Source organism: Paraburkholderia sp. A3BS-1L (assembly GCF_051125215.1).
Lineage (GTDB): Bacteria > Pseudomonadota > Gammaproteobacteria > Burkholderiales > Burkholderiaceae > Paraburkholderia.
The window spans coordinates 629492-654465 of sequence record NZ_CP120444.1 but is presented as its reverse complement, the minus strand read 5'-3'; the positions used below and the strand labels follow the sequence as shown (position 1 = coordinate 654465).

Here is a 24974-nt window from a genome sequence, read left to right as displayed (position 1 = left end):
ACAGCCGCCGTTTGTGTGCGATGGTGGCGCTTGCATGGTGTGCGAAGCGGGCTTCCTGCGCTGTGTCGCAGAACATGGGTTCCCTCGGCCGGAGGCGACCCATCTCGGATGCTCGTTCGGACATGCCGTCAACGGCGGGTTACAGAGGTCCAACGGTCGAATTTTCGTGAAATGGGGCGCGGTGCCTTAAGGTCATTCTCACAGTGAAACCCCGAACAGCTGAACGACCACACCACGCAGCCAGCGATTCCCGGCCTCGTGGTGATACCGCGCATGCCAGTGTTGCCGGACGGCAAAGCCATCCACGGGAATCGGGCATGAATGAACGGCGAGATCGTTGGCCTGAGCGAGCGTTTCGCCAATGTGACGTGGCAGCGTGGCGACCAGGTCGGTGGTCTGGACGATCGTTCCGAGCCCCAGGAAGCCCGGCAGTTGCAGCACGACGTCACGCTCGATGCGCTCGCGAGCCAGCGCCTGTTCGAGCAACTGAGCACCCGTGCCCGCTTCGATGGCGACATGCCCCTCAGAACGGTACTGCTTCAACCCGAGCCGCCCGCGAACGCGCGGATGGTGCCGGTTCGTCAGGCACACCCAGTCTTGTTGATAGAGCTGCTGCTGGTAGATACCGCCGCTGAGCCACGGCACATAGCCGATGGCGAGGTCGGCTTCGCCCGACTCCAGCGCCCGTTCCGTGTTGCCGTCGATTCGCGCCGCCTCGAGCCGGATGCCGGGCGCCTGCGCTCGCACATGTGCGAGCAGTCTCGGCAGCAGCGTGATATGGCTCGCGTCCGTCATGCAGATGCGAAAGCGCCGCTGCGCGGTTTCGGGATCGAACGCGATCTCCCACGCGACGAAGCGCCTGAGCGATTCGAGAATTTCGCGGCAAGGCCCGATCAGCGCGTCGGCCTGCGGCGTCGGCGCCATGCCACCGGGCGTGCGGATGAAAAGCGGGTCCTGCAAATACTCTCGCAGTCGCCCGAGCCAGATGCTGATGGTGGGCTGGCTCTGGCCCAGTTGCTCGGCCACGCGCGTGACGCTGCGCGCGTCGTACAGAAGGTCGAACAGCTGTAACAGTTTCAGATCGGGCAGGTCGGTCGGCATCATGGCGTAGCGGACATTATTGTCTGGCGCAATGACACCATTGTAGCCATTGCATTGTCCATATGAGCAGCAACGCCTATCGTGTGCCTGCACGTCAAGGAGAAACTCAGTGAAGATTGCGATTCTCGGCGCCGGCGCACTAGGCTGCGCGATCGGCGCCACTCTCACGGAAGGCGGCCACGAAACCTGGCTGCTGGACCGTTCGCCCGTTCATGTCGAAATAATGCGTCGCGACGGTCTGCGGGTCGACGACGATAGCGGCTCGCGACGCATCGCGGTGCGCGCCGCGACGCAGGCGAGCGAAGTCGGTGTGGCCGACGTGGTCATCGTACTGGTCAAGTCCTTCCACACCCACGCTGCGATGCGCGGCGCACTCGCACTGATCGGACCCGAAACGCTCGTGCTGTCGCTTCAAAACGGACTCGGGCACGAAGACGTCCTCGCCGATATCGTGGGCCGCGCACGCGTGCTCGCGGGCAAGACCTATGTCGGCGGCGTGTTGTGCGGTCCAGGGCATATCCAGTCGGGTGTCGCCGGCAAGGCGACCTATATCGGCGAACTCGATGGACAGATCACGCCGCGCGTGCGGGCGATCGCCGAGGCATTCAATGCTGCCGGGCTGATGACCACAGTCAGCGACAACATCATGGGCACGATGTGGGACAAGCTGCTCGTGAACGTTGCCACGGGCGCGATCACGGGCATCACGCGTCTGACCTACGGTCAGCTTTATGACGAACCGCTGTTGAAGGCGACGGCGCTCGCGGCCATCGGCGAGGCCATCGCGGCCGCGCAGGCGGCCGGCATCGCGCTGTCGATGACGAACCCCGAACAGGCCTGGACACTTGCGGCCGAAGGCCTCTCTCCCGCGTTCAAGACGTCGATGCTGCAAAGCCTCGAGAAAGGCTCCGTCACGGAGGTCGATTTCATCAACGGCTCGGTGGTGCGCTGGGGACAACGGCTCGGTGTGCCGACGCCCGTCAACGCGACGCTGGTGGCATGCATCAAGGGCATCGAACGCGCGATGGCCGACGAGCAGCGCAAGGAGGCAACGGCATGAGCGGCACGAAGGCTTATCTGGAGCATGTTGCGATCTGGGTGAAGGACATTCAGTGGCATATCCGCTTCTTCGAAGACGTGCTCGGCATGAGCATGCGCGAAGTCGACGGCACCGCCGACGCACCGCGCCAGTACTGGACGCTCGGCGGCCTGCAGTTCATTCATGCCCCGCAGCACGAAGGCCCCGAAGGGCGCCTTGCCCATCTGGGCGTCATGTGCGAAGACCTGGAAGCGGCGTTGGCTGCGGCCCAAGCCTATGGCGTAAGCGAAATGCCGCAAGGGCGCAACTGGCTGCGTCTGCCCGACGGGCTCGCCGTCGAACTGATTCAGTCCAAACCTGCGTCGTGTGTCGCGCAGGCGATGAGCATCAACCCGCGCGCGGAGGCGTGAGCATGACGATCATCGAGAAGTACTGGGACGACGCCCGCAAAGGCGACGAGTGCGTGAGCCCGAACTACACCGTGACGAAGGAGCGCATCTTCGCCTACGCCGACCTCACTGGCGACCATACGCCCGTGCATGTGGACGAAGCTTATGCCAAAGCGAGCCACTTCGGCTGCCTCGTTGCGCATGGACTGTTTGGACTTTCGATTGCCGACGGCCTCAAGACCCAGAGCGAATATCGTTTTCTGCCCGGCATGTCGCTTGGTTGGACCTGGGATTTCCTGTTGCCCATCCGGGTCAACGACGTCCTGCATGTGAAGTTTCGCGTCGGCGCCATGCGGCCCAGCAACAGCCGTCCGGGCTGGGGTATCGTCGTGCTGCCATCTGAATTGATCAATCAGGATGACCGGGTAGTTCAGCGCGGCGAGCATCGCCTGATGGTGCCGCGCCGGCTGGGAGCGCACTGATGCAGGCCCGTCCTCTCGAAGGCATTCGCGTTGTCGACTATAGCCACTTCCTCGCCGGTCCGTACGTGGGCCGCTGCCTCGCGGCGCTTGGCGCCGAAGTCATCAAGGTAGAGCGTCCCGGTAGCGGCGACGCCGGACGCCAGCACGCGACCGTGCTGGACGACCAGCAAAGCGGCTATTTCCTGCAACTGAACATGGGCAAGCGCGGCGTCAGCGTCAACATGAAAGACGCACGCGGCAAGGAGTTCATGCGCCGCCTGTGCGACTCGGCAGATGTGTTCGTCGAGAACTACCGTCCCGGCGCGCTGGACAAGCTCGGGCTGGGCTATGAGGCGTTATCCGCGCGCAATCCAGGTCTCGTCTACTGCTCGATTTCGGCATACGGCCACACGGGCCCCGACGCACATCGCGCCGGCTTTGGCCTGATCGCGGAAGCGAAGAGCGGCATCATGCAGATGGTGGGCACGCCCGGCGAGCCGCCGCCGCTGCTGCGCATTTCGCTCGGCGACATGTACACGGGCATTCACGCGGTGGCGGCGATCAACGCGGCGCTGCTCGGAAGGGTTAAGAGCGGACACGGCCAGCACATCGACATGGCGCTCTACGACACGCTCGTCTCGATGCACGAGTACGCGGTGCAGTGCTATACGCTGCAAGGCGTGCTGCCGGAGCAGGCAGGCCACGACATGCCGACCTCGACGCTCTATGGCGTATTTCGCGCCGCCGACGGCGACCTCGTGATTGCGGCGCAGGTGGATGACGCGTGGAAGCGCCTCGCCGCGCTGATCGAAACGCATGGCGGACCTGCGGGATTCGGGAGCGATACGCGCTTTTACGATGGCGTCGGCCGCAATACACATCGGCAGGCGATTCTCGCCGTCGTAGAGCCGTGGGTTGCCGCGCGCCCCGTCGCGCAGGTGCTCGAACTGCTGGATGGCATCGATGTGCCTTGTGCGAAGGTGCAGCGCATCGACGAGGTGCTCGACGATCCGCAAATCCAGGCGCGCGGCATGGTGGTCGAGCAGCATCATCCGCGTTATGGAAAGCTGCGTCTGCCCAACCTGCCCTTCCGCTTTTCTCATTGCGACACGACCATTCGTGACGTCGCGCCTGATCTCGGGCAGCACAACACGGAGGTCGCGCAATCGCTCGGCTTTTCTGCCGCCGAGATCGACGCGATGCAAAGCGAAGGCGTTCTCTACTCGAAGTGAGACACCATGACTGACCGGTATGCAGTGATCGGGAATCCGATCGGACACACGAAATCGCCGTTGATTCACGGTCTGTTTGCCGAAGCGACGCAACAGGCGATGTCCTACGTCGCGATAGAAGGACTGCTTGACCCTGAAGAGGGCTTTGCGAAGGTCGTGCGACAGTTCGCGGCGGAAGGGGGCAAGGGCATGAACGTCACGGCGCCCTTCAAGCTGAAGGCCTTCGCGCTCGCCGACGAGCGCAGCGAACGCGCGGCGTTGGCCGGTGCCGCCAATGCGCTGAAGTTCGAAAGCGGCCGGATCATTGCCGAGAATTTCGATGGCATTGGCTTGTTGCGCGATATCGAGGTCAATCTCGGCGTTCCGCTTGCCGGCAAACGCGTGTTGATGCTTGGTGCAGGCGGCGCGGCCCGCGGTGCGCTGCTGCCGTTTCTCGACGCAGGTCCCGCCGAACTGGTCATCGCCAACCGCGACGTTGCCAAGGGCGAGGCGCTGGCAGCCCAGGTCGGTGCGCGTGGTGCTGCGCTGCGTGCTCGCGGCTATGGCGATCTACCGGCGATGGGCCGATTCGATCTCGTGGTCAATGCGACCTCCGCGAGCCTGACGGGCGAACTGCCACCCGTCCCGCCGAGCGTATTCAGTCCCGATGGCACCGCCTATGAGCTGGCGTACGGCAAGCGGCTCACGCCGTTCCTGCGGCTCGCGCGCAACGCAGGCGTGCATGGCGTCGCCGACGGCGTGGGCATGCTGGTCGAGCAGGCCGCCGAAGCCTTTGCATGGTGGCGCGGCGTGCGTCCACAGACGGCCGCGGTCATCGACTGTCTCACTGTGCCGCTCGACTGATCGCGTAAAGGAGAACCCGATGAAAAACGTCCTGATGCTTCATGGCGTCAATCACAACACGTTCGGCAACTGCGGGCCGTCCATGCGGAGATCCGCAATTGAGCGGCGCGCCTGAATTGCAACCCGGCTACTGCCACAGAGATAAATGATACGGCGAATGACGGCTCTCGAATGCAGGAAAGACTGTCAAACGTCACTTATTCAATGTGCCTGACTGGCTGATGGTGGCCGGGTGCACTCGTTGACGTAGGCGCCGTAAAAGTTGCCTTTGACGATCTGGTCCGTGGAAGAATCATCGAACTGGTGCGATCGGCCAACTGCAGCCTTTGGGCCAAGACGAGGTTGCCAACGATCCATCGTCCGCAACGCCGCCGCATGCGGCCAATTCCACGTTGCATGGCTAACGTGCGCGTATCATCGCTGGACGTCCGGCTGCGCTAATGACACTGGCTGTACTGGCACGCACAAGCGGGGCCAGAAAAAAGAGCCTGTAGCGTCAGCTGTGCGCCGCAACTGACGAGCAATGCATCGATCTGGTCCAATGCGCTGAGAGGAAGATCCTGTGCAAGCAGTATGCGAGCCTCGTAGGTACGGTTTCGACATGCAGCCTTGTCTGAAATAGCGCGTTCCAACAAATCGACAAATCGCGTGATTTCGGCGAGCAGACCCTTTCGATCGATAGATCCGGTGCCCACGGCCATATTCCGAAGAGCGACGCCCAGCACGAGAAGATCGCTGATCTCTGAAGTCAGTCCGAAGCCGTCCATTGCAGCTCTCCCTGTGAATGATCACAGCTTCCGCGCTTGCTGCTTGAGTCACTGTACTGCATTCCGGACGATGGCGGGGCGACCGAAAGGCAAGCGTTTTGGCCAGCGATGATGCACGGGGCCTGGGGCGTCTGGGAATTGCCTGCTACGGTCGAAAGGCCGATAGACTCCTTTGGAGCCGACGCCGGAACGTCCCACCGACGACGCATGTGAACGGCGGTTTGTGGCCGTAGCCTCGCCACTTCACGGTGCTCCGACGGCATGCGTCGAACATCAACAGAATTGCGCGCTCGAGCCAGGCGGACCACAACGTGGCCGCAGCCTTGTTCGTCAATCCGGGCTTTCAATTGTTGGCAACAACGATATCGACTTTGAACGTCCGCAATTGGCAGGACAACACCCTATGACCGCGCGCGATATTCGTCTAGAGCGCGACCCTCATGCCTGGTGCGCAACCCGACTCATTGCAGATGGTCGGTCCGCGCTGCTGCGAACGCCTACGCTACGGAGGGGCTGTCTCGCGATGCTGTTACCGGCTGTACGCAAATGTTCCTTGACCATCGTCTGAACCGGTCATGCCAGAATTGATTAGCAATCCAAGCCGAGTTCTTTGGCAGCACATCTGCATCACAGCGTAACCCGTTGCATTGTCGTCACTTGACGGTGAACGATCGAAGCAGCAGCGTTGGGTTGCCTGGGACAGCCGTTTACCCCCGCTGTTAGAATAGCGGCCTTTTTCTGGGAGAGACAAATGTCCTGGTTTATCTATGAAGTGCCCGAATACAATGAAGACGGGGCGCGCATTGAACCCTTCAGCGACCTGCGTAGCCGCGTCATGAAAGTAAGTGGGCAGGCAATGGCTGACGAACTGGAAAGCGTCCGCGAGAACGCCGCAACGACGGCGGACACGCCCACGCGCCCGCTACGTGCTGCAGAAAATCCTCACGTATTCCCGATTCCCTATGCCGACTCCATGATCCTGGTCGGGTTCATCTTCGAACTGGAGCGTGAGTTCCGACAATTGGTGGTGTCACCTGTGGAAATGCCTTGGCTGAAAGGCGCATAGAGAACGAGACGAGCGAATCTGATCCTGGTGCCGAACGCGGAAGCTCAATGAAGCGCCGGCCCCTGCTGGCGCGCCCTCAACTTCGGATTCGGTAGTTTGCGCACGAGAACGGGGCCCGCAGGAGTGGCCTAATTTTTGATATTTTCCTCGCAATCGTTCCAGTAGCGCAGCGGATCCCCATGTTGTGGGTAACGTGAACTGAGCCATAGTGACAGCCTGCTCCAATCCGGATGATGGGTACCCGTTTTCGCGGACCAGATTGACGATCTCTCGAGAATCTGGCCGTTTCCTCGATCACGGACAACCAGGCTGCCCAGCCCACTTGAACTGTTCGCCTGCGACTCAACCAGATACCTGGGCAGAATCCGGAGTTCAGCGTCCTCGGCCCACCCAAAAAGGGCGCGGACAACACCAGTGGAATCGCGCAACTCTATGGGCCCACTTTGCGGACGAACGGCTGTCCATCCCTCAGGAAATTCGGCGACAACGTGGCTTTCCTCCTCCCGTACCCACCTCACGCGCCATGCGCGCACCATCGCCTCGCGCAAGGCGGATATCGATTCGTATCCAGCAGGCAATGCGATCGCTAGCGGGAGTGTGATGAGGTTGTCTTTCCAGAGTTTGGCTTCGTCGTCGACGCGCCTGATCTCGGTGAACGTCCCTGCGTCGAATGGGTTCTCGGGCCGACTCGACACGCTTGCGTTCGAGGCGGGAAGTCCCTCGAAGAGTCGTTCAGCATCAAGACGCGTGAGTTTCGTCTTTCCTTTCTTCATTTGCTCCTCTTCAGCATGATTGATGTCTCGCGAATACCCTGGCCCCGACAACCGAAGTCACGCGTGTTTGAACGGGCGGGTGATCTTGATCTGGCGCGATCCGCTAGTTCGTCGCGAGGTCGGAGCGTATGGCGCGGCTTGTGTCGTCATCCGTGCGCCCAGAGAGTGGTGGGGTCGATCCATGCTGGATTGGATGACTGTGACGGGCAGCGCTCACTTGCGAGACGACATTCGCGAATAGACGATATTGGCGTGTTACCGCCCGAGCGTGGTCGATTGCGCTTTTCGCCTGCGCCAACCGAAGGAATTAGCCCCCGGCGCGCTTCACCCGATGACCGGACTTTTTGAGCTCTTCGATAATACGGTCACAATGGTCACCCTGCACTTCAATCAGACCATTCTTGACCGTTCCACCCGAGCCGCAGGCGGCGCGCAATTGCTTGCCCAGCGAGGCCAGGGCAACGGGGTCGAGCGCCAACCCTCTCACGACCGTCACGCTCTTCCCGCCCCGCCCTTTGGTCTCGCGAACTACCCGCGCGACGCTGTCCCCTGCGGGTTGTGTCCTGGCAATCGTCTTGCATATACATTCCGCGACCGTGTGCCGGCACTCGGGACACATCCGCCCGCCATCTGTGGAGTAAACGAGGTCACCCTTCGAACTGCTCTTGATGATAGGCATACACAAAGACATAAAGGCCAGCAATCGCCGAGTTTAGCAGGTTGCGTTTGCCCCTCCTGACTGCGTTCCATTTCTTTTTGAATATCTGGTCCGACACTGAGCGGTCCCACAGCAAAGTCTGTGCGGAATAACTCGCATGCGATCGCATCGCGGCTCTCGCGGACTCTTCGCGACGATCGAAGCGCTATCGCCGCTGCTCGACAACCCCTGACGAAATCCTGCGCTGGATTTCAGGCGATAACCTTCTGCTCTGCGTCAGCCTGTTCGCGCATGCGACGGGCTTCGTCGCGCAGGAACTGCTGGTAATCGTCCAGATCGCCGTCGAAGGGTTCGACGCCGCCCTTGGTGACCAGCCAGAATTCGTCACAGACGGCGCGAAGCAGGGCCCGGTCGTGACTGACCAGCATCACCGTCCCTTCGAATTCGTTGAGCGCCATCGCTAGCGCTTCGCGTGTTGCCAGGTCGAGGTGGTTGGTAGGCTCGTCGAGCAGCAGCAGGTTGGGGCGCTGCCATACGATCATGCACAACACGAGCCGCGCCTTTTCGCCGCCGCTCATCGTGCTCACCGCCTGGTGGACCGTGTCGCCACTGAAGTTGAAGGTACCGAGGAAGGTGCGAAGCGATTGCTCGGTGCCGCTCTGGCCTGGAGCGCGCACGTGCGCCGGTGTGTCCCTGGCGAGGCGGATCATGTGTTCCATCGGCGTGTCGAGCGGGCGCAGCACGTCCAGCTCCTGCTGGGCGAAATAGCCGATGTTCAGGCCTTTGCCTTCGCTGATTTCGCCGGCAATCGGCTCCAGCGCGTGCGCTACCGTCTTCACGAGCGTGGACTTGCCTTGGCCGTTGGCACCGAGAATGCCGATGCGCTGCCCTGCCAATACGGAACGATTGATGCCGCGCACGATGACCGTAGGCGGCGTCCCCGACAGTGCGCCAGTCGGCGCGGGGTAACCGAAGCTCGCGTCCAGCATCGACAACAGCGGGTTCGGGACGTTGAGGGGTTCCTTGAATTCGAAGTTGAACTCCGCTTCCGCGAGCACCGGTGCGATCTTCTCCATGCGTTCGAGCGCTTTGACCCGGCTCTGCGCCTGTTTAGCCTTCGAGGCCTTGGCCTTGAAACGGTCGATGAACTTCTGCAGATGGGCGATCTTGTCCGCCTGCCTGGCCATCGCGGCCTGCTGCAACTCGAGCTGCTCGGCGCGCATGTCTTCGAACTTGCTGTAGTTGCCGCCATAGCGCACCAGCTTGGCGTTGTCGACGTGCACCGTCACCTGTGTCACCGCGTCGAGGAATTCGCGGTCATGGCTGATCACGACCAGGGTTCCTTGATAGCGCTTGAGCCAGGCTTCCAGCCAAACCAGCGCGTCCAGGTCAAGGTGATTGGTTGGCTCGTCGAGCAGCAACAGGTCGGACGGGCACATCAGTGCGCGCGCCAGTTGAAGTCGCATGCGCCAGCCGCCGGAGAAACTGTTGACCGGCTGATCAAGCTGCGCGGCCGTAAAGCCCAGTCCCAGGATCAGCGCCTGGGCACGTGCGGGGGCATCGTGTGCTCCGGCATCATGCAGGGCCATGTAGGCGTGCGCCATGCGCATGCCGTCGTCGCTGGCCTCGGCGGCGGCGACTTCGGCGTGGGCAGCCAGAAGGGCGGTGTCACCCTCGACCACGAAGTCAGTCGCGCCCTGCTCGGTTTCCGGCATCTCCTGCGCGACCTGGCCCATCCTCCATGCGGCTGGAATCGAGAACTCGCCGCTGTCTTCGTGCAGCGTGCCGTTGAGAAGGCCGAAGAAGGACGACTTGCCGGCGCCATTGCGGCCGACAAGACCAATCTTTTCGCCGGGGGTGAAGGTGACGGACGCGCGGTCGAGCACGACTTTAACGCCGCGGCGCAGCGTGACATTACGGACGGAAATCATGAGGAGCTACTTCGGAGAGGAATGGCATGATAGCCGACCGGACGTTAAGGGTCGTCTTTTTTGAGCCGCATGCGCTTTGCGGCGCCCATCGGTCACAAGGCAAGGGAGGCCCTGACGCACCACGCGGACCGGCTGCGGGGCCAGCGAATATCGTGGTGAATGACGGGTCCCAGCCGACTGTATTGACATTTTCACCAAACGAGAATGGTGGGCCTTAACTGTCACTTTGGCTAATGCGCTCGCTCTGGGGCCAATGACGCGTCAGGTGGGGGCCGCTCTATCCGCGCGTGTCGACCCAGTTGCGTGCCCAGCGTGTCGAGTGCTCCAGTGCCTGTTCTTCACTCGCGAAGTAGTCGAGCGAATAGAACTGATAGCAGCCTTCGAATTGCGCGCTATCGGCGCGTTCGAGCAGCAGATTGGATGAAAAACTACCGTCCGGCAAACGATGTGCGGACGGCTGAACGGCATAGCCGTTGTATTGTTGAAAGTGTTTGTTTTGCATTTTAATTTTATTGATATCCGAATGCGCGTGTGTCGTGAGAAACGTGCACAGGCGAGCCGATTCAAAGCCATTGCGAGCCGAGTCTGGAGCAGTCGGAAAGCGAAAAGGCGTAGGAGTCGAGGGAGAGAGTGAGGTGCAACGAGGCGTATGGCGTCTGGCAAGCTGCCGGATATACGGGCAGCTAAGGGCAATCGCGCCAACTTTGGGAGACAACGCTCCGCGAGGGTGTCGCTGCAACCCGGCGTCCGTCGTCGGTGGCCGGGTTCTTCAAACTTTACATCGGCTTGATGTTAGCCGCTTGCAGACCCTTCGGGCCTTGCTTCGTTTCGAAGCTCACCTTCTGGTTTTCAGCGAGCGTCTTGAAGCCGTCGGTCTTGATCTCGGAGAAATGAGCGAAGAGGTCGTCGCCACCCTTGTCCGGGGTGATGAAGCCAAAGCCTTTGCTGTCGTTGAACCACTTAACGGTACCGGTTTCCATGAATAATCCTTGAAGGAAAAATACGAAGATTCGCTCTCTTAATGAGAGCGCGTGAAGCGACAAGGAGGGAGAGGACCACGAATACCGCTGAGGAGCGAGCAATTGATGAACAGCAATCGAACTTCTTGACCTTCGGGCGATACACTAACCGCGCGGGTGTGCCAGCGTCAAGACTTAACTTGTAACTGTTGCTCCATGCAGCCGTTCGGGTGGTTGAACAATGCGGCCCCGATTGCCTGCACCCCTCATTAGGCATGGCGTACGGCTGGACTGCGCCAGCAGGCGTTCGCCACTCTGTACGGCCTCCTTGCCGATGTTCCGCGTGAGCAGCCTGGGCTATGCGATGGACGGCCGTTTTATCAGCGGCGGCCGCCGTCGCTTCGGTCAGTAGCGCTTTTTCGGTGGTAACGACCGTTTTATCTGCTTGCGCACACGCGCCACTGCGGCAGCCTTTTTGCGCTTTCGTTCTGCAGTAGGCTTTTCATAGGCTGTCCGGGCACGAAGTTCCGGAATCAGGCCTGTGCGCTCAATGGCGCGACGGAAGCGGCGCAACGCAACGTCCACGGGTTCGTCGGGTTTCAGAATTACAGTAGTCAACTCGTTCCTTTGTTGAGATCCGGCAGGACTGAGAACGGCGATCTGGCGCCATCTCCATTTACAAGGCAGCGATCGAGCGGATCGTGGTGAGCATCGGCGACCCTTTTGCTTACACCTCGCTGCGGCACAAGTGTAGCAACTGTCGTCCCTTTTCGTGCGGGTCAAACGGAAAGCGCCTGGATACCCGGTCGCGGGCCGCTATCGGCTCCGATCCCCGGGGTGCGCGTCCGTTGAAGCCGGATCGTTCGTCGCGCCCCGCAGTTCAGCAGGAGCGAGGCTGCGCGACCGAGCGCGCGCAGAGGTTGGGTTGAAAGCCAAGCAGTGATCGGCAGCACGCGACCCTCTCCGGCCGTTTGCCCGGCTTCGTGCTCAAAGACTGCGTTCAAACGCATAGGCGACGCTCCCGGCGCCTCTCTGTCATGCCGCGTAATGGTCAACCCTGGCACATTTTGGCGCGCAAAGTGAAACGACACTGAGGGGCTCAATTGACAATACCTCCCCCTTTCGCAGTCGACGGATGCGGCTAAGCGCGCTTGTTCCCGGGAGTCCGACGGTCAGCGCTTATTTCCAAAATTTAAGCAACCACATGATGCCCGCATCGCTTAGTGTAACCGTCGCTGTTTTGCGCTGTATGCCCGGGAGCCCGGAAACATCCCCGCATCCGGATTGGCCGAATGGGAAGATGCTGGCGCGGCAGCCGACAAGACTAAACTAATGGAGACACAGGAATGGAGAAGTTGCTGTATCAAGTGGAGGATCGCCCCCCGATCGTGACAGCTGTACTGCTGGCGCTCCAGCACCTGCTTGCGGCGTTAGGTGGCATTATTGCCGTGCCCCTCGTACTCGGTGGGGCGCTGAAACTCCCCACGGATCAGGTGATCGCGCTGGTGAATGCCGCCTTGCTGGGTTCCGGTATTGTCACGATCATCCAATGCAAAGGTGTTGGGCCGGCTGGTATTCGCTTGCCATGCGTGATGGGTACCAGTTTCACGTTCGTCGGCGCCGGCATCAGCGTCGGTCTCGAACACGGCGTGCCGGGAATTCTGGGTTCTTCCCTGGTGGGCTCGCTAGTCATGATTGCGGGCAGCTATTTCATGCCGGCAATTCGTAAGCTGTTTCCGCATACCGTGACCAGCGTCGTGGTAACGATGATCGGCCTCTCCCTGATACCAGTGTCCGTCGACTGGGCCGCCGGCGGCTTCGGCAGCGCTCACTATGGAGCACCAGGTAACCTTGCAATTGCAGGCTTTGTGCTGGTACTGGTCATTGCGTTCGTTCAGTGGGGCAAGGGCATCGTTTCGGCATCCGCGGTGGTACTTGGCATGCTTATCGGTTACCTAGTGTGCCTGCCGCTGGGGATGATCGACTTTGCGCAACTCCGCGCTGCGCCCATCATTGCGTTGCCGCAGCCCATGCACTTTGGCTTGAGCTTCCCGATCTCGGGCATCGTCGCTATGTCGCTGGCCTTTCTCGTCACAATCGTGGAAACCACAGGTACGTTCATGGCACTGGGGGCAGCAACGCAGACACCCATGCCGGGCAAGAAGTTAGCACGCGGCATCCTGTGCGATGGTGTTGGATCTGCCTTCGCTGCGCTGATGTCCAGTCCGCCCGTGTCAACTTTTGCGCAAAACGTCGGCGTAGTGTCGTTGACTGGGGTCGCCAGCCGGCATGTGGTAATGCTGACCGGCGTGATGCTGCTCCTGGCTGGCTTGTTCCCCATGCTCGGCGCTCTGGTGGTCACGATTCCGCAACCGGTATTGGGTGGCGCAGGGCTGATGATGTTCGCGATGATCGTCGCCGCTGGCATTCGGATGCTTGGCAAGACTGAGCAAACTAAACGCAACAGTCTGATTATCGCCGTATCGATTGGTTGTGGTCTCGCGGTGACCTTCAGGCCAGAACTGCTGTCCCAGTTCCCGGCATTCATGAAAGAGGTATTCGGATCCGGCATCACCGTTGGGGCATTGGTGGCCGTTCTGCTAAATCTGTGCCTGCCTGGTCGCGAACTCGAAACCTACGATGACGACGAGTTCGAGGTGAGCGAGCGGAAGTTTGTTCAGGAACCTGCGTGATTTGCGTAACGCATCCGCGCGAGGGAGCTTGAACGTACGGCTATGACGCTGTAGTTAACGAAACTGAGGGAACGTCTCTTTACTGATGCGGAGCCGTCGTCTGAGTGTCAAGGCGATTGCGCAATCGGATGACGCTTCATGGCCGCGATACCGGAAGTCCGCCGTCTGACTTAAGGATGCACACGAGTTCATCGAGGTAGGCCACGCTCAACGGTGAGGGCTTCGCGGCACATCAGGAGGCGCTCTTTAGAGATCGCGTTGGGTAGCAGATTTCGAGAAAAACTCCGTACCAGCTCAATCGAATCGCAGTCAACCACCTCTTTCTGGCTTCAGGCGCATAGGAATGCAATCGTCTTCTCGTTGAAAGCCAACGCAGAATCGACGCTGCTGATATGTGCCGCCCCAGGAATTTCGACGAAGCTTGCACCTGGAATTTGTGCGCTCATTTTCTTGCCTATCGATGGTGGCGAGATGCAATCGTCGCCGCCGGCAATAATGAGGACGGGCTTGGCGATGTTCACGAGCCGGCTGCTTGCGTCGTAGCCCACAATGCCTTGTGCGATACGCGCCAGCGATTCGCCATCGGACGTTGCTGCGATGGCGTGCCAAATCTGCCAAGTGGACATGGCCGCGTTGCTCGCTCTGAACGACGCGCTCACATTGAAGGGCCACGCGCCTTCGAAGCGCCGGACCGGCCCGTCTTCGCTGCGAAACGTGCTGGCCCATTGTTCGACAAGGGTGCGAAACGCGTCCGTCGCCGTCGAGGGGAAACTGTTGGCCAGCACGAGCCGCTCGACGCGTGCGCCCCAGGTGAGAGCTAGTTCGATGGCGATGAGGCCACCCAATGAAAGACCCACAATGGAGGCACGTTCGATGGCCAGATGATCGAGCAGTGCGATGACGTCGCACGCAAGATCTTCAATCCTGAGAGGAGCGTCGACTCGTGCCGACGCACCGTGACCCGCATGGTCCGGCACGATGACACGGAACCCCGCTTCAACAAGCGGTGGGATCTGCGGACTCCAGGCGCGGCCCGAGTTTCCGATGCCGTGCAATAGCACGACGGGGCGGCCTTGGCCGAATTCGACGTAATAGTTGCGGCGTTGTGCGTGGACGTAGTAAGCCATCTTGAGTCTCCTGCGTCAGGCGTGGGGAGAAGAAAGACGCGCATAGGAGCGCGGGGAAAAGCGTGTACCGAGCAGGCAAAGGAGGAGTGCACCCACCACCATGATTGCCCACGCACCGGAAAGATCTGCGAAGCGGTCTCGCAACGCGCCCGCGACCAGTGGCATGAGACTCGCGATGACATAGCCGCCGCCTTGTACGAAGGCCACGAGTTCTCCTGCACGCACCGGATCCTCGCTATGGTCAAGCGCAACGATCAACGACAGGGGGAAGAGTGCGCCGATACCCAGACCGAGCAGCACGCATGCGACAGGCGCAAGTGCGATCGGTGCTGCCAGTAGGCAGACCAGGCCGCCGATCAGCAGGGCGAGTGCGGCGAGCAGTGGCTTGCGGCGGTCAGGCATGCGCTCAATCGCGGCCGATACGCCGAGCCCGGCAATGACTTCGGCCACTGTGACACCTGCGAGCAGATATCCGGCATGAGCGCGGCTCCAGCCGAGTTGGATATAGAAGGGCGGCAGCCACGCGAGGACCAGCGTGTATGCGCCAGTGCCTACGCCGAAGAACAGCATCAGTTCCCACGCTCGCCACCTACGCCAGACCGCGCAACGTGCCATTCGGACTCGAGGCGCCTGGAAGAGGGGCGCATGGGCCGAATCCGTCCGGCGCGTAGACTTGAGCCAGAGAGCCCATGCTAAGGTCGCGGGTAGCGCCCAGAATGCTAGCGCGCTGGGCCAACCGAACACCTCCGCAAGCGGGGCGGCCAGCGCGGCCGCGGCAGCAGCTCCGCCCATGATCGCGGTGGTGTACATCCCCATCGTTGCACCTGCGCGTGAGCCGTAGACGCGCTTGATAAACGTCGGAATCAACGCTTGTACCAGCGCGATTCCTGTGCCGGCAAGGACCGCGGTGATCAGCATCGCTGTTCCGCCATACCAGAAAGCACGCGCCGCGCACGCCATGGCAATCAGGGCGATACCGAGGCCGACATATGTGCGCTCGCTCCCGCGTCTCTGGAGTGGCCCGCTGAGCAATGCGCCTACACCCATGACGGCTACCGGCAGCGCGGTGAGCATCCCGGCGCTCGCATGATCGAGGCCTGTGGCGGCCATGATGTTTTCCAGCAGAGGACCGACACCGGCCATCGTCGGCCGCAGGTTCAGCGCGAGCGCGATGATCGCGCTCGCGAGGACCCACGAGGCATTCGCTGCTTTTGGATGTGTCATATATCTCTACATAAAGTATCTTTACATCGAGTAAAATAACCTAGTTACAACGGGGACGCAAGCTGATATCTTGGCGTCAAGAAAATTGCTTTGGAGGTATAGAAATGGGGCGAGCCACGCGCGCGGCTGAACAGTGGCGAAGGGAGATGCCTGAAATTGACGCGAACGTCATGGCGACGGTCGGGCGTTTGCTGGAGGCGACCCATTTGATCGAACGCACACGGCTTGTGCCGCTCGCGGCGCAATTCGGCTTGCAGACAGGGGAATTCGACGTGATCGCGGCTTTGCGCCGCGCAGGTGCGCCGTACCAGCTCACTCCCACTGAACTCTACGAGTCGCTGATGCTGTCGTCCGGTGCGATGACGAGCCGGCTCGACCGGCTCGAGCGTTCGGGGCTCATCGAGCGGCGAGCGTCGGCGAAGGATCGACGTAGCGTAGACGTATGCCTGACACAGAAGGGGGCTGACCTGATTGCCGAAATCCTGCCGCACCACATTGCCAACGAGCAGGATGCGCTGAAATTGCTGAGCGCGCGAGAGCGCGAGCAGCTCGATCACCTGCTTGACAAGCTGATACGCGGGGTCGAGACGTGAGTATCGCCGTGCTACATGCGTCGCCCCGAAGTGACCGCGGATGCCTCGTGAATCCTTGTGCGGACTACAGTCGTGTCGGGCTTCGCCAGGACACCTTTCGAGGGTGACGATACCTCAAAGGGTATTACGAGAAGCGGATCAAACTTCGTCGCGTAGCTTTACGGGCGTGCTGCCGATGGGCCGTTGGCCGGATCGTCAACGCGCCGCAAAACGGGAGCGGTACTCGACGGGCGTTAGCCCCAGGGACTGACGGGTCTGCTTTTTTAACGCATGCGTGCTCAAAAGTGAACGGGACTGAACGTTCGTCTCCTCGATTCCAATCGCCGCTGTCGAGTTCTGCAAGCTTTGTCGCCAAGGTCGTCATCACTATGTTGATGTCAGTGATCGAGCAATCGATGATGTGCTGTGCTCCAGTGGCGCTGCCGTTATAGCGGGTCCTCAATTCGTTATGAGCTGCAGATCGGGACGAGTAACCGAAGCTCTTTACACCATCGGATTTCAAGGTAAGGATGTGTCGTTTTGAGGCCTTGTTTGCTATCTTCGTTTCACCGACTACCCCATTTTTTGACGCGAGCGCGATGTGTCGCCGCATAAAATTCTTTGGGAACTCAAGAAAGATCGTTCGGTTTGCTACATTTTTTACAGTCCACTTTTGGTCCGGCAATTGTCTGTTGTCGCTTCCCCGTTTTATTTCGTTGCACATTCCTCTCCCCCAAGCTGAACGCATTAGAGACGATTCTAGAAAGCGAATCGACGCTATGCAAAGTGAGCAATGGGCGATCCTGAATATTGTTAAGCGAATTGCATAAGCGCACTAAACTGAAGAGCGGTGTATGCGAGAAGAATAAAAAGTGGACGTTGCGCCATTCGCGCCGTGTCGCCGCCGACAAGTTGTCGGCGGTTGCTGACGCTCAGGTGTCGCCATTCTTGAGGCAGCTTGAGGTTGGCGGATTCAACCGGTAGATGCAATAGTTTGGTTAAACCGCTCGGCTGTTTTTCTTGCTCCTCCCCAGCTATCCTGCGGAACAAGACGCGGCTAGATAGTCAAAGCGTCTTTGCTATCGACGTTACCTCTCGTCGAAACACATGCTCGCTCAATACTCTGCCTCCAGGAGGCGAAGATAGCGGGGCGTTACGGGTTCATAGTTCGACGCGGACAGCCAGGCGCGCCCACCAGTAGCATTTGCGGCAGCGTAAGCCCACGCCGCGACGCGATTCGCTGTGATCCTGTCATTTGCCAGGCCCGCTAAAACGCCGATTTCGTTGAGTGCATCAGATTTTGTCATCGGTCTCTCCAGCCAGCGCTCGAGGTGGGGACTTGCCGCGAGCGTGTCGGATTTGCTGCGATTGCATGCCGGGTGCGCAAGCACAAAATTGTGCGCCTGGTCCCTCGGATAGAGTGAGAAGGGTACAAAATGGTCGACGTCCGCGTCGGTAATGCCGCTCCTGCAGTAGAAGCACCGGGCTCCATCAAGCTTGCGCAACTCCGTACCAATAATGGTTAGCGATTGTCGGGAGCATGAAAAGAGGAAGTCCTCCAGGTCATTGGCATTACCGAGGATGGCGTGTTTGCGCCGGTTCGCCTTGATGTGATCGATCCAGTGGGTGCGCGATAGCTGCTGTACCAGCGTGTAAAAGCGCCGGAAAGCCTTCGAACAACAACGATCATTTCGCCGCACGCCACAATTTCGGCGGCAATCGCAGTTCGATACACAAATTACTTGGCAAACAGCTACTCGATACGACCATCTTTCCTTGCGTTGGAAAGTTCCGCCGATGCTTATCCGGCCGGGGACACGAAATTGAGCGGTGCAAAACGGTAGGCAAGGCTTTGGTTTTGCGAGCGAGGAAGCCGTTGAGACGGATTGACTACGCTTGTGCCAGAATCTCCCTCATTTCGAGGGGACGGCCGGCATCCGTGTCGGCCGGCGATGGGCGCAGACTCATTCTGAAACGCAAACGGGGAAGACGTGAAGAATAGTGACAGCTGGAATCCGATCGGAAACATCGACGCAACGCTCGGCATCGCAGGCCGCCGGCAGTTCCTCAGCTATACGGGTGCGGGGATCCTCGCCGCGCTGCTGCCCGCATGCTCCGGCAGCAGCACCGGCAACGCATACAGCCACACCATTGCATGGGGCCGGCAGCAGTGTGAGGCCGCGCTTACGGGTAAAGTCGCCGCCCTCTCGGTCGCGCTGATGAAGGGCAACCGAATCGTCTGGCAACAGGCCTTCGGCAACGCGTCGGCCAGCACGCCGGCCACGAACCAGACACGTTTCAACATCGGCTCGGTCAGCAAAGTCTTCGCCGCGCTGGCCGCGATGATCCTGCAGGACCGGGGGCTGCTGGACCTCGATACGCCGATCGCGAAATATCTGCCGTCGTTCTCCATGCTCTCGCCGCACTACACGCGGATCACTACACGCCTTCTGCTGTCACATTCCTCGGGATTAGGCGGACAGAACAATTGGAATATATTCACGGGCGGCGTAGCGATGCCCGGGTACGTCGAAAACACCCTGACTGCACTCGCGAACGAACACCTCAAGTATTCGCCGGGGGAAATGGCGAACTACTGCAACGATGGCTTCACGCTCGTCGACCCTGTCGTTGCCGCGGTGAGCGGACAGAGCTATGTCGAGTTTGTGCAGCACAATATCCTGACCCCGCTGAGCATGTCCAACTCGTGCTTCCTGGCAAGCGCGCCGACCACCGGCACCTTTGCCATGCCCTATGGCATCAATGGCGCATGGTATCCGCAGGAATTCTCGAACGTGTACGCGAGCGGCGGGTTGTGCTCGACACCGGGGGACATGATGAACTTCGCCCAGATGCTGCTGGACGGCGGTGCGTTCCAGGGGCGGCAAATCGTGTCGCCTGCGGCTATCGCCGAGATGGGCCGCGACCAGACAACGAAGCTTCATGTCAATCCGACGCCGGTGTATTCATTTGGACTGGGTTGGGACTGGGTCAAGTCTTCCGCACTGGCCTATGCAGGCAATACGACGTGGATAAAGGACGGTGAGACGCCCGCATTCTCCAGCATGTTCATCGTGCTGCCGGATGCGCAACTGGCCGTGATGCTGACGGGGCATACGGGTTACAACCCATTTGCGCTGGCCTACGGGCTCGTGGAGCAGGCCATGCAGGAAGACGGTTCTATCCGTGCGTCGGCGCCTCTGCTCGGGGCGGTCGTCCCACCGGTTGCGACGGCACCGGACGTCACGACAGCCGCGGGCATGTATGGCAACCATTCGGCGCCGATCCACGTGCAGGTCGGCACGGACGGCAGTCTCGTCCTCAACCGGTATGCGGGGACCGGTACCGGCAACAGCATGTGGCAGCCACTGGACGACGGGGTGACGAAATACGAGTATCGCAGCGACGGCTGGTGGTGGAGCGACAACACCGGACACAGCTACAGCTTCAATATCCAGTCCGGAACGAATCTGAACGGCCAGCCATTCAGTTACCGCTATCTGGTTCAACGCACGAGCGGCAGCAGTACCCTGGGCGGCGACGTCATAGCCCAACAATTGACGGCGCAATCACTGCCGCTTTCGTCCGCATGGCAAGCGCGCCTGAATTCGACATGGGTGCCGACCAACCTGGCTTCCACCGACGAAATCACCGCGCTCCGCGGAGCCGCCACATGGCACACCACGATCGGCAGCCTTTCCGAATTCGAGGGATACATCCTGTTTGGGGGGAACGATCCGTGGGGGTACCAGTTGCTCACGCCGTTAGCGGACGATCGTGGCGGGGTGTCCGTCCGGGCGCCCAACGAGGCGGGCAGAGAATTGAATGAAATCAGCTTTTCCGTTGCCGCTGACGGTTCGGAGACCATGACCGTTGGCGGACTGCAATTCGTCAGGGTTCCAGTGTAATCAGGCCAGTAGAGGCGATAGCGGTCTGTCGCGCTCCAAAAACGCAGATGCAGGATGATGACATCGCCAAAACTGCATCCGCACAATTCTATTTGCTGGCCATCTTTAAAACGAATGCCGGTACGATTTGCGTGCCGCGTGGGCAAAATGTAAACGAAAAGACGGACCACACGCCATGAACAAGATTGCAGGGACTTCGGGGGAAACGCTCCAGCCGTTGGAAACGGCCGCCGGGGCGATACTGGAGAGCGCGGGCCGTCGCAGATTCCTCGGCTATACGGGAGCCGGCATGTTGGCCGTCGCGTTACCGGGCTGCGGCAGCGGCGCGGCCAATAGCTCCGCCAGCACGTACGCCAACACCCGGGCTTGGGCCGAGAGCGCCGTCCAACAGGCCATAAATCTGGGACAGACCGACGGCTCGGCGGTGTCGATGGCGCTGCTCAAAGGCAACCAGATCGTCTGGCAGAAAGCGTTTGGCTCGGCCACCAGCAATACGGCGGCGACCACGCTCACGCGCTTTAACATCGGTTCGGTCAGCAAGGTGGTGGCCGCGCTGGCGGCGATGATCCTGCAGGATCGCGGGCTGCTGAACCTCGATGCGCCGATCGTTCAATACCTGCCGTCATTCAAGATGCTCTCGCCGGCCTATACGCAGATCACGACGCGGCATCTGCTCTCGCATGCCTCGGGCCTGCCCGGGTTCGTCTGTGGTCACGATGCTTCTGCGTTCGTGCCGGTTCCCGGCGACGCGGAACTGACGATGCAGGCATTCGCGAACATGCACCTGAAGCATTTGCCGGGGCAGATGGCCAGCTACAACAATGACGGCTTCACGATGATCGAGCCTGTCGTGCAGGCGGTGAGCGGGCAGAGCTACCCGGACTTCGTCACGCAGAACATTCTCGCGCCGCTCGGCATGACGAATTCGGGCTTCCTGACGAGCGCGCAGACGTCGGCGGGGGCTGAGTTTGCGCATCCGTACATCAATGGCGTCCCGACCAGCCAGCTCGAGTATTACAACACCTACGCTTCGGGCGGCCTGAACACAACGCCGGGCGACATGATGAACCTCGCGCAGATGCTCATTGCGGGCGGTGTCTTTCAGGGGCAGCGCATCGTGTCCGCGGCCGGCGTCGCACAGATGGGCACCGACCAGACGACGACACTGCCGATCAACCTGTTGCCGGAAAGTCGCTGGGGACTGGGCTGGGACAACGTGCAGCTCCCCGCATTGTCCGCGGCAAGCGTCACCGCCTGGGAGAAGACCGGCGGTTCCATCTGCTTCTATACCGACTTCATCGTGGTGCCGAAGGCGCAACTGGCCGTTCTCGTCTGCGGCGGCAGAAATTTCCTGAACGACGCTTTCTATCCGGGCCACATTGCCCGAGGCATCGCGCTGCGTGCGCTGCAGGAGGAAGGAACGATTGCCGCGCTGCCGGCCAGCGCGACTGCCGCGCAGATCCCATCGCAGGCCCCGGCCCCGAATGTCGCGGCCATGAGCGGCATCTACGGCAACAATACCGGTCCCATCCAGGTTACCGTCAATCCTGCGGACGGCAGTCTCACGCTCGCAACGCTCGATTCGACCGTCACACCCTACACATGGCCACCCATCAATGAAGGCGTGACGAGCTATCAATATCGCAAAGACGGCTGGTGGTGGAGCAGCACCAGCGGTGTGCCGAGCTACCGCTTCGAGGTCGTACCGGGCGAGGATTCGAACGGCAATGCCACCACTTTTTGCTATCTGATGGCGCGCGCCGCTTCCGGTGACGTCAGCGTGCTGGCCCAGCAACTGCCGCGGGCGCCGGCACTCGACGCCGTGTGGCAGCAGCGCGTGGGAACGCAGTGGACGATCAATAACGAATCCACGGATTCCACGCTATGGAAGGTCGCTCCGAGTGTGATGGAGGCGCCCACCGTCATCGGCAGCCTTAACGAACTGCCAGGCTATGTACTCCTTACCGGTGGCGGACCGATCCTCCAAAACGGCCAGTTGCTCCTGCCTGTCCCGAACGACAGCGCACGTGCACGCATGGCCGTTAACATGTTCCGCGACCTGAACGAGGTCGCTTTTGGAACGGTGAACGGCACGCCGACCATGACGGTCGGCAGTCGAACGTTTACTCCAGCATCCTGAATACTTGCCCTGGCGATGAGTTTGCCGTCGCCGTCATGAGGGTGTTGTGGTTCAAATTGCATTCGTGGGCGAAAAATGGCATGTTCACCATTACTTCATCGTGCTGTTAAAGTGAGTTGAGGGAAAATTGCGGGGGGAGCGAAGGTCGGCATATTCGCCGTTGCTTCATCTGCGCATCGGTCACGCTGCGGAATGTTTCTTTTGGCGCTGCCATTGAAAGCTGCCGCCGCCCAGCAGCAACGCGAGACTCATCATACCCCCTGGTTAGTCGATGCGCTGCGATGCGATGCCTGGTCGGTGCATCCCGGACAGTGGGGAAAGGGCACCGCATGATCCCGCTGCGATCCCGGTCAATTAATAAGTAATCCAGATAAATATGTGGCTTCTTTCGTTCGCAATCGTGCCACGATTGAAGATTGGGAAACAGCTTGATATCTTGATCGTCGGCACGACGCGACGGTCGGACCAATAAACCGATCCGCATTCGATTCAACCGTAAGAAGGGAAAACAACATGTCACGGAGACTTTGCGCGATCGTTCTGGCGCTGCTCGTGATGCCGTCGAAGCTTTCAACATCAGGGATACTCCCTCCGGACCACGGCGGCGAATTCATGGTCGAGCCATCCGGTGGACAGCCCTTGCGCTTCGGCGCCACGGTTCTTCCTGTTTTGCAACGGTAGTGGCTTGCATTACGCGACAATCGGGTTTACGACCATGAACATCAAGACTTGAGCCACGCCGAAATGAACCGCCGTCGCCAGCAAGCTCGAAGCGATGTGGCGATGCGCGCTTTGCCGAGGTCGCGATTGACACTGCCGGTTTGTTTGGGTACCTTCACTGCGCGTTTTGCTGCATGGACGGTCCCGCACAAAAACGTACGGACGTATTCGAACTTGTGCGCGGTTTCGCGAGTTTTCGTCTCGTTGTCGTCAGCAGCGACCCTGCGCAGTCAACAGCAATACCGAGAAAGACGGCATGAGGGGGCAGGCCTGTGAAAGTATCGCCGCGAGGCGGCGCGAGGCGTGCGTTCCCGTTTGTCCTCTGCGCTGAGGTGGTGGCGGTTGCAACGCATGCATGCTGCTGCATTCAAGGGGCCGCGTTCGGGGAATGTCGATGGTCGACCATACAGACCATTATTTCGTGGGTTTGACGCAGCAGTCCAGCGCAGGCGGACTGGCGCGCCTGCGCGGGCATGGTGCCGTGACGCTGCCGGCATCGCGTGTCTATCCGGTGGGCGCGCGCTTCGACGAGTTCGTGCAGCCGCTGCTGCGCCTGCTCAATGGCGACGACCACGTGCGGGAGATCGTGCTGCGCCCCGTGCTGGGGCGCTATGGCGTGAGCCAGGAGCTCTCGGTCGGCCTGGAGGTTAAGGCGGCGGCGGGCTTCAATGCGGCGGCGCTCGCCGCTGGCGTGTTCCGGCTCGCGCAGGCCGCCGCGCAGATCGACGCGTTCGTCGGCCGGGTGCTGTCGCCAGGCGAATGGACCGACAATGCGCGCCCCGGCCTCACGGTGCTTTTCAAGGAGCCGCGGCGCATTGCCGACACAACCGACCTCGTGCGGCAGATCATCGATTTCCCGGGCGACGGATGGCCCATCGACGGCTTCACGACCATTCCCTCCGCCGAGCGGCGCATCGGTCTCGTGCAGGGGCTGCGCTACATTTTTCTTCCCGAGATCAGCGTGCGCTGGGACCGCGAACTGCGCCAGCGCCTGAGCGTCAACGACGAGGAGATCGACGTGATCCTGCTTGATCAGGCCACGCGCATCGGCCGCATGTGCAAGGTGCTGCTGCAGGATGCGTCGATCGAGGCGGCGTGGCTCAGCTGGTTCGACGTGATGGTGGCCGGCATCGAGGACTACCAGGAGCTGATCGCCGTGCTGGCCGCCGAGCAGGGCGCGCGTGCCGCCGATCCTGGCTCGATGGCGCGCAAGGCGTTTTCGGCGATCCTGCGTCTGACGAGCCTCGGCGTGTTCCAGAAGCGGCTCACGCATATCGGCTTCGACGAAGCGCAGCGGGACCGCACCGCAAGCGCGCCGGCCATGGCCGCGAACCTGGCCCGATGATGCTGCGCGACCTCACCCGGCATGGC

22 protein-coding genes are annotated in these 24974 nt (G+C 60.7%); 11 read left to right on the top strand and 11 right to left on the bottom strand.

Going from position 1 to position 24974, the window contains the following annotated elements; translation table 11 throughout:
* Positions 1–198: 198 nt before the first annotated feature.
* A complete protein-coding gene (locus tag P5W99_RS28100) occupies positions 199–1104 on the bottom strand; it encodes a LysR family transcriptional regulator (protein ID WP_421027132.1) in 906 nt (301 codons plus the stop codon).
* Positions 1105–1210: 106 nt separating this feature from the next.
* Here P5W99_RS28100 and P5W99_RS28095 point away from each other — a divergent pair, with 106 nt between their 5' ends.
* The 5 genes from P5W99_RS28095 to aroE are packed head-to-tail and all read left to right on the top strand — an operon-like array spanning position 1211 to position 5065.
* On the top strand, positions 1211–2161 hold the full coding sequence (locus tag P5W99_RS28095) for a ketopantoate reductase family protein (protein ID WP_421027131.1): 951 nt from the start codon (positions 1211–1213) through the stop codon (positions 2159–2161).
* Positions 2158–2550, top strand: coding sequence for a VOC family protein (locus P5W99_RS28090; RefSeq protein ID WP_421027130.1), 393 nt, complete (start codon positions 2158–2160; stop codon positions 2548–2550). The genes P5W99_RS28095 and P5W99_RS28090 overlap by 4 nt, the downstream gene beginning before the upstream one ends.
* 2 nt (positions 2551–2552) lie before the next feature.
* A complete protein-coding gene (locus P5W99_RS28085; protein WP_434664522.1) occupies positions 2553–3011 on the top strand; it encodes a MaoC family dehydratase in 459 nt (152 codons plus the stop codon).
* On the top strand, positions 3011–4222 hold the full coding sequence (locus P5W99_RS28080) for a CaiB/BaiF CoA transferase family protein (protein ID WP_434664520.1): 1212 nt from the start codon (positions 3011–3013) through the stop codon (positions 4220–4222). The genes P5W99_RS28085 and P5W99_RS28080 overlap by 1 nt, the downstream gene beginning before the upstream one ends.
* A 6-nt stretch (positions 4223–4228) precedes the next feature.
* The gene (gene aroE, locus P5W99_RS28075; RefSeq protein WP_421027127.1) at positions 4229–5065 is read left to right on the top strand and encodes a shikimate dehydrogenase; all 837 of its coding nucleotides are present in this window, start codon (positions 4229–4231) and stop codon (positions 5063–5065) included.
* Between the two features lie 437 nt (positions 5066–5502).
* Here the strand turns inward: aroE and P5W99_RS28070 are convergent, their stop codons facing one another.
* Entirely contained in the window at positions 5503–5832 is a 330-nt protein-coding gene (locus tag P5W99_RS28070; RefSeq protein ID WP_421027126.1) for a hypothetical protein, read from the bottom strand.
* A gap of 751 nt (positions 5833–6583) precedes the next feature.
* Here P5W99_RS28070 and P5W99_RS28065 point away from each other — a divergent pair.
* Positions 6584–6898, top strand: a complete 315-nt coding sequence (locus P5W99_RS28065) for a helicase (RefSeq protein WP_421027125.1) — start codon at positions 6584–6586, stop codon at positions 6896–6898.
* Positions 6899–7026: 128 nt separating this feature from the next.
* Here the strand turns inward: P5W99_RS28065 and P5W99_RS28060 are convergent, their stop codons facing one another.
* The 6 genes from P5W99_RS28060 to rpsU all read right to left on the bottom strand — a co-directional run bounded on the left by P5W99_RS28060 (position 7027) and on the right by rpsU (position 11837).
* On the bottom strand, positions 7027–7671 hold the full coding sequence (locus P5W99_RS28060; protein WP_421027124.1) for a hypothetical protein: 645 nt from the start codon (positions 7669–7671) through the stop codon (positions 7027–7029).
* A gap of 307 nt (positions 7672–7978) precedes the next feature.
* Positions 7979–8341, bottom strand: coding sequence for a translation initiation factor Sui1 (locus tag P5W99_RS28055; protein ID WP_421027997.1), 363 nt, complete (start codon positions 8339–8341; stop codon positions 7979–7981).
* A gap of 239 nt (positions 8342–8580) precedes the next feature.
* The gene (locus tag P5W99_RS28050; RefSeq protein ID WP_434664516.1) at positions 8581–10260 is read right to left on the bottom strand and encodes an ABC-F family ATP-binding cassette domain-containing protein; all 1680 of its coding nucleotides are present in this window, start codon (positions 10258–10260) and stop codon (positions 8581–8583) included.
* 277 nt (positions 10261–10537) lie between these two features.
* On the bottom strand, positions 10538–10762 hold the full coding sequence (locus tag P5W99_RS28045; RefSeq protein WP_421027122.1) for a hypothetical protein: 225 nt from the start codon (positions 10760–10762) through the stop codon (positions 10538–10540).
* Positions 10763–11036: 274 nt separating this feature from the next.
* Positions 11037–11240: a cold-shock protein gene (locus tag P5W99_RS28040; protein WP_421027121.1), complete on the bottom strand. Its 204-nt coding sequence runs from the start codon at positions 11238–11240 to the stop codon at positions 11037–11039.
* A 384-nt stretch (positions 11241–11624) separates the two neighbouring features.
* Entirely contained in the window at positions 11625–11837 is a 213-nt protein-coding gene (gene rpsU / locus P5W99_RS28035) for a 30S ribosomal protein S21 (RefSeq protein ID WP_322061210.1), read from the bottom strand.
* Between the two features lie 728 nt (positions 11838–12565).
* On the opposite strand from rpsU, the gene P5W99_RS28030 reads away from it, so the two are divergent.
* Positions 12566–13912, top strand: coding sequence for a nucleobase:cation symporter-2 family protein (locus P5W99_RS28030; RefSeq protein WP_421027120.1), 1347 nt, complete (start codon positions 12566–12568; stop codon positions 13910–13912).
* A 329-nt stretch (positions 13913–14241) separates the two neighbouring features.
* Here the strand turns inward: P5W99_RS28030 and P5W99_RS28025 are convergent, their stop codons facing one another.
* Positions 14242–15039 (bottom strand): alpha/beta fold hydrolase, encoded by a 798-nt coding sequence (locus P5W99_RS28025; RefSeq protein WP_421027119.1) that lies wholly within the window; start codon positions 15037–15039, stop codon positions 14242–14244.
* A 15-nt stretch (positions 15040–15054) separates the two neighbouring features.
* Positions 15055–16263 carry an MFS transporter gene (locus P5W99_RS28020; protein WP_421027118.1) on the bottom strand — a complete coding sequence of 403 codons (1209 nt, stop codon included), beginning with the start codon at positions 16261–16263 and terminating at the stop codon, positions 15055–15057.
* A gap of 104 nt (positions 16264–16367) precedes the next feature.
* Here P5W99_RS28020 and P5W99_RS28015 point away from each other — a divergent pair, with 104 nt between their 5' ends.
* A complete protein-coding gene (locus P5W99_RS28015; protein WP_421027117.1) occupies positions 16368–16856 on the top strand; it encodes a MarR family winged helix-turn-helix transcriptional regulator in 489 nt (162 codons plus the stop codon).
* A 1094-nt stretch (positions 16857–17950) separates the two neighbouring features.
* On the opposite strand, the gene P5W99_RS28010 is transcribed toward P5W99_RS28015, so the two are convergent.
* Entirely contained in the window at positions 17951–18535 is a 585-nt protein-coding gene (locus P5W99_RS28010; protein ID WP_421027116.1) for an HNH endonuclease, read from the bottom strand.
* A gap of 291 nt (positions 18536–18826) precedes the next feature.
* Here P5W99_RS28010 and P5W99_RS28005 point away from each other — a divergent pair, with 291 nt between their 5' ends.
* From P5W99_RS28005 to P5W99_RS27995, 3 genes are all read left to right on the top strand, one after another.
* Positions 18827–20743 carry a serine hydrolase domain-containing protein gene (locus P5W99_RS28005; RefSeq protein WP_434664511.1) on the top strand — a complete coding sequence of 639 codons (1917 nt, stop codon included), beginning with the start codon at positions 18827–18829 and terminating at the stop codon, positions 20741–20743.
* A 175-nt stretch (positions 20744–20918) separates the two neighbouring features.
* Positions 20919–22883 (top strand): serine hydrolase domain-containing protein, encoded by a 1965-nt coding sequence (locus P5W99_RS28000; RefSeq protein ID WP_434664509.1) that lies wholly within the window; start codon positions 20919–20921, stop codon positions 22881–22883.
* Between the two features lie 1114 nt (positions 22884–23997).
* Positions 23998–24948 (top strand): hypothetical protein, encoded by a 951-nt coding sequence (locus P5W99_RS27995; RefSeq protein ID WP_434665370.1) that lies wholly within the window; start codon positions 23998–24000, stop codon positions 24946–24948.
* Positions 24949–24974: the final 26 nt, after the last annotated feature.

What these genes read in the sequence shown, in the direction of transcription:
- P5W99_RS28090 (WP_421027130.1), top strand. Translation starts at nt 2,158, where the DNA reads ATGAGCGGCACGAAGGCTTATCTGGAGCATGTTGCGATCTGGGTGAAG.
- P5W99_RS28020 (WP_421027118.1), bottom strand. Translation starts at nt 16,263, where the DNA reads ATGACACATCCAAAAGCAGCGAATGCCTCGTGGGTCCTCGCGAGCGCG.
- P5W99_RS28050 (WP_434664516.1), bottom strand. Translation starts at nt 10,260, where the DNA reads ATGATTTCCGTCCGTAATGTCACGCTGCGCCGCGGCGTTAAAGTCGTG.
- P5W99_RS28065 (WP_421027125.1), top strand. Translation starts at nt 6,584, where the DNA reads ATGTCCTGGTTTATCTATGAAGTGCCCGAATACAATGAAGACGGGGCG.
- P5W99_RS28000 (WP_434664509.1), top strand. Translation starts at nt 20,919, where the DNA reads ATGAACAAGATTGCAGGGACTTCGGGGGAAACGCTCCAGCCGTTGGAA.
- P5W99_RS28045 (WP_421027122.1), bottom strand. Translation starts at nt 10,762, where the DNA reads ATGCAAAACAAACACTTTCAACAATACAACGGCTATGCCGTTCAGCCG.
- P5W99_RS28030 (WP_421027120.1), top strand. Translation starts at nt 12,566, where the DNA reads ATGGAGAAGTTGCTGTATCAAGTGGAGGATCGCCCCCCGATCGTGACA.
- aroE (WP_421027127.1), top strand. Translation starts at nt 4,229, where the DNA reads ATGACTGACCGGTATGCAGTGATCGGGAATCCGATCGGACACACGAAA.
- P5W99_RS28060 (WP_421027124.1), bottom strand. Translation starts at nt 7,671, where the DNA reads ATGAAGAAAGGAAAGACGAAACTCACGCGTCTTGATGCTGAACGACTC.
- P5W99_RS28070 (WP_421027126.1), bottom strand. Translation starts at nt 5,832, where the DNA reads ATGGACGGCTTCGGACTGACTTCAGAGATCAGCGATCTTCTCGTGCTG.
- P5W99_RS27995 (WP_434665370.1), top strand. Translation starts at nt 23,998, where the DNA reads ATGGTCGACCATACAGACCATTATTTCGTGGGTTTGACGCAGCAGTCC.
- P5W99_RS28040 (WP_421027121.1), bottom strand. Translation starts at nt 11,240, where the DNA reads ATGGAAACCGGTACCGTTAAGTGGTTCAACGACAGCAAAGGCTTTGGC.
- P5W99_RS28025 (WP_421027119.1), bottom strand. Translation starts at nt 15,039, where the DNA reads ATGGCTTACTACGTCCACGCACAACGCCGCAACTATTACGTCGAATTC.
- P5W99_RS28015 (WP_421027117.1), top strand. Translation starts at nt 16,368, where the DNA reads ATGGGGCGAGCCACGCGCGCGGCTGAACAGTGGCGAAGGGAGATGCCT.
- P5W99_RS28100 (WP_421027132.1), bottom strand. Translation starts at nt 1,104, where the DNA reads ATGATGCCGACCGACCTGCCCGATCTGAAACTGTTACAGCTGTTCGAC.
- P5W99_RS28080 (WP_434664520.1), top strand. Translation starts at nt 3,011, where the DNA reads ATGCAGGCCCGTCCTCTCGAAGGCATTCGCGTTGTCGACTATAGCCAC.
- P5W99_RS28085 (WP_434664522.1), top strand. Translation starts at nt 2,553, where the DNA reads ATGACGATCATCGAGAAGTACTGGGACGACGCCCGCAAAGGCGACGAG.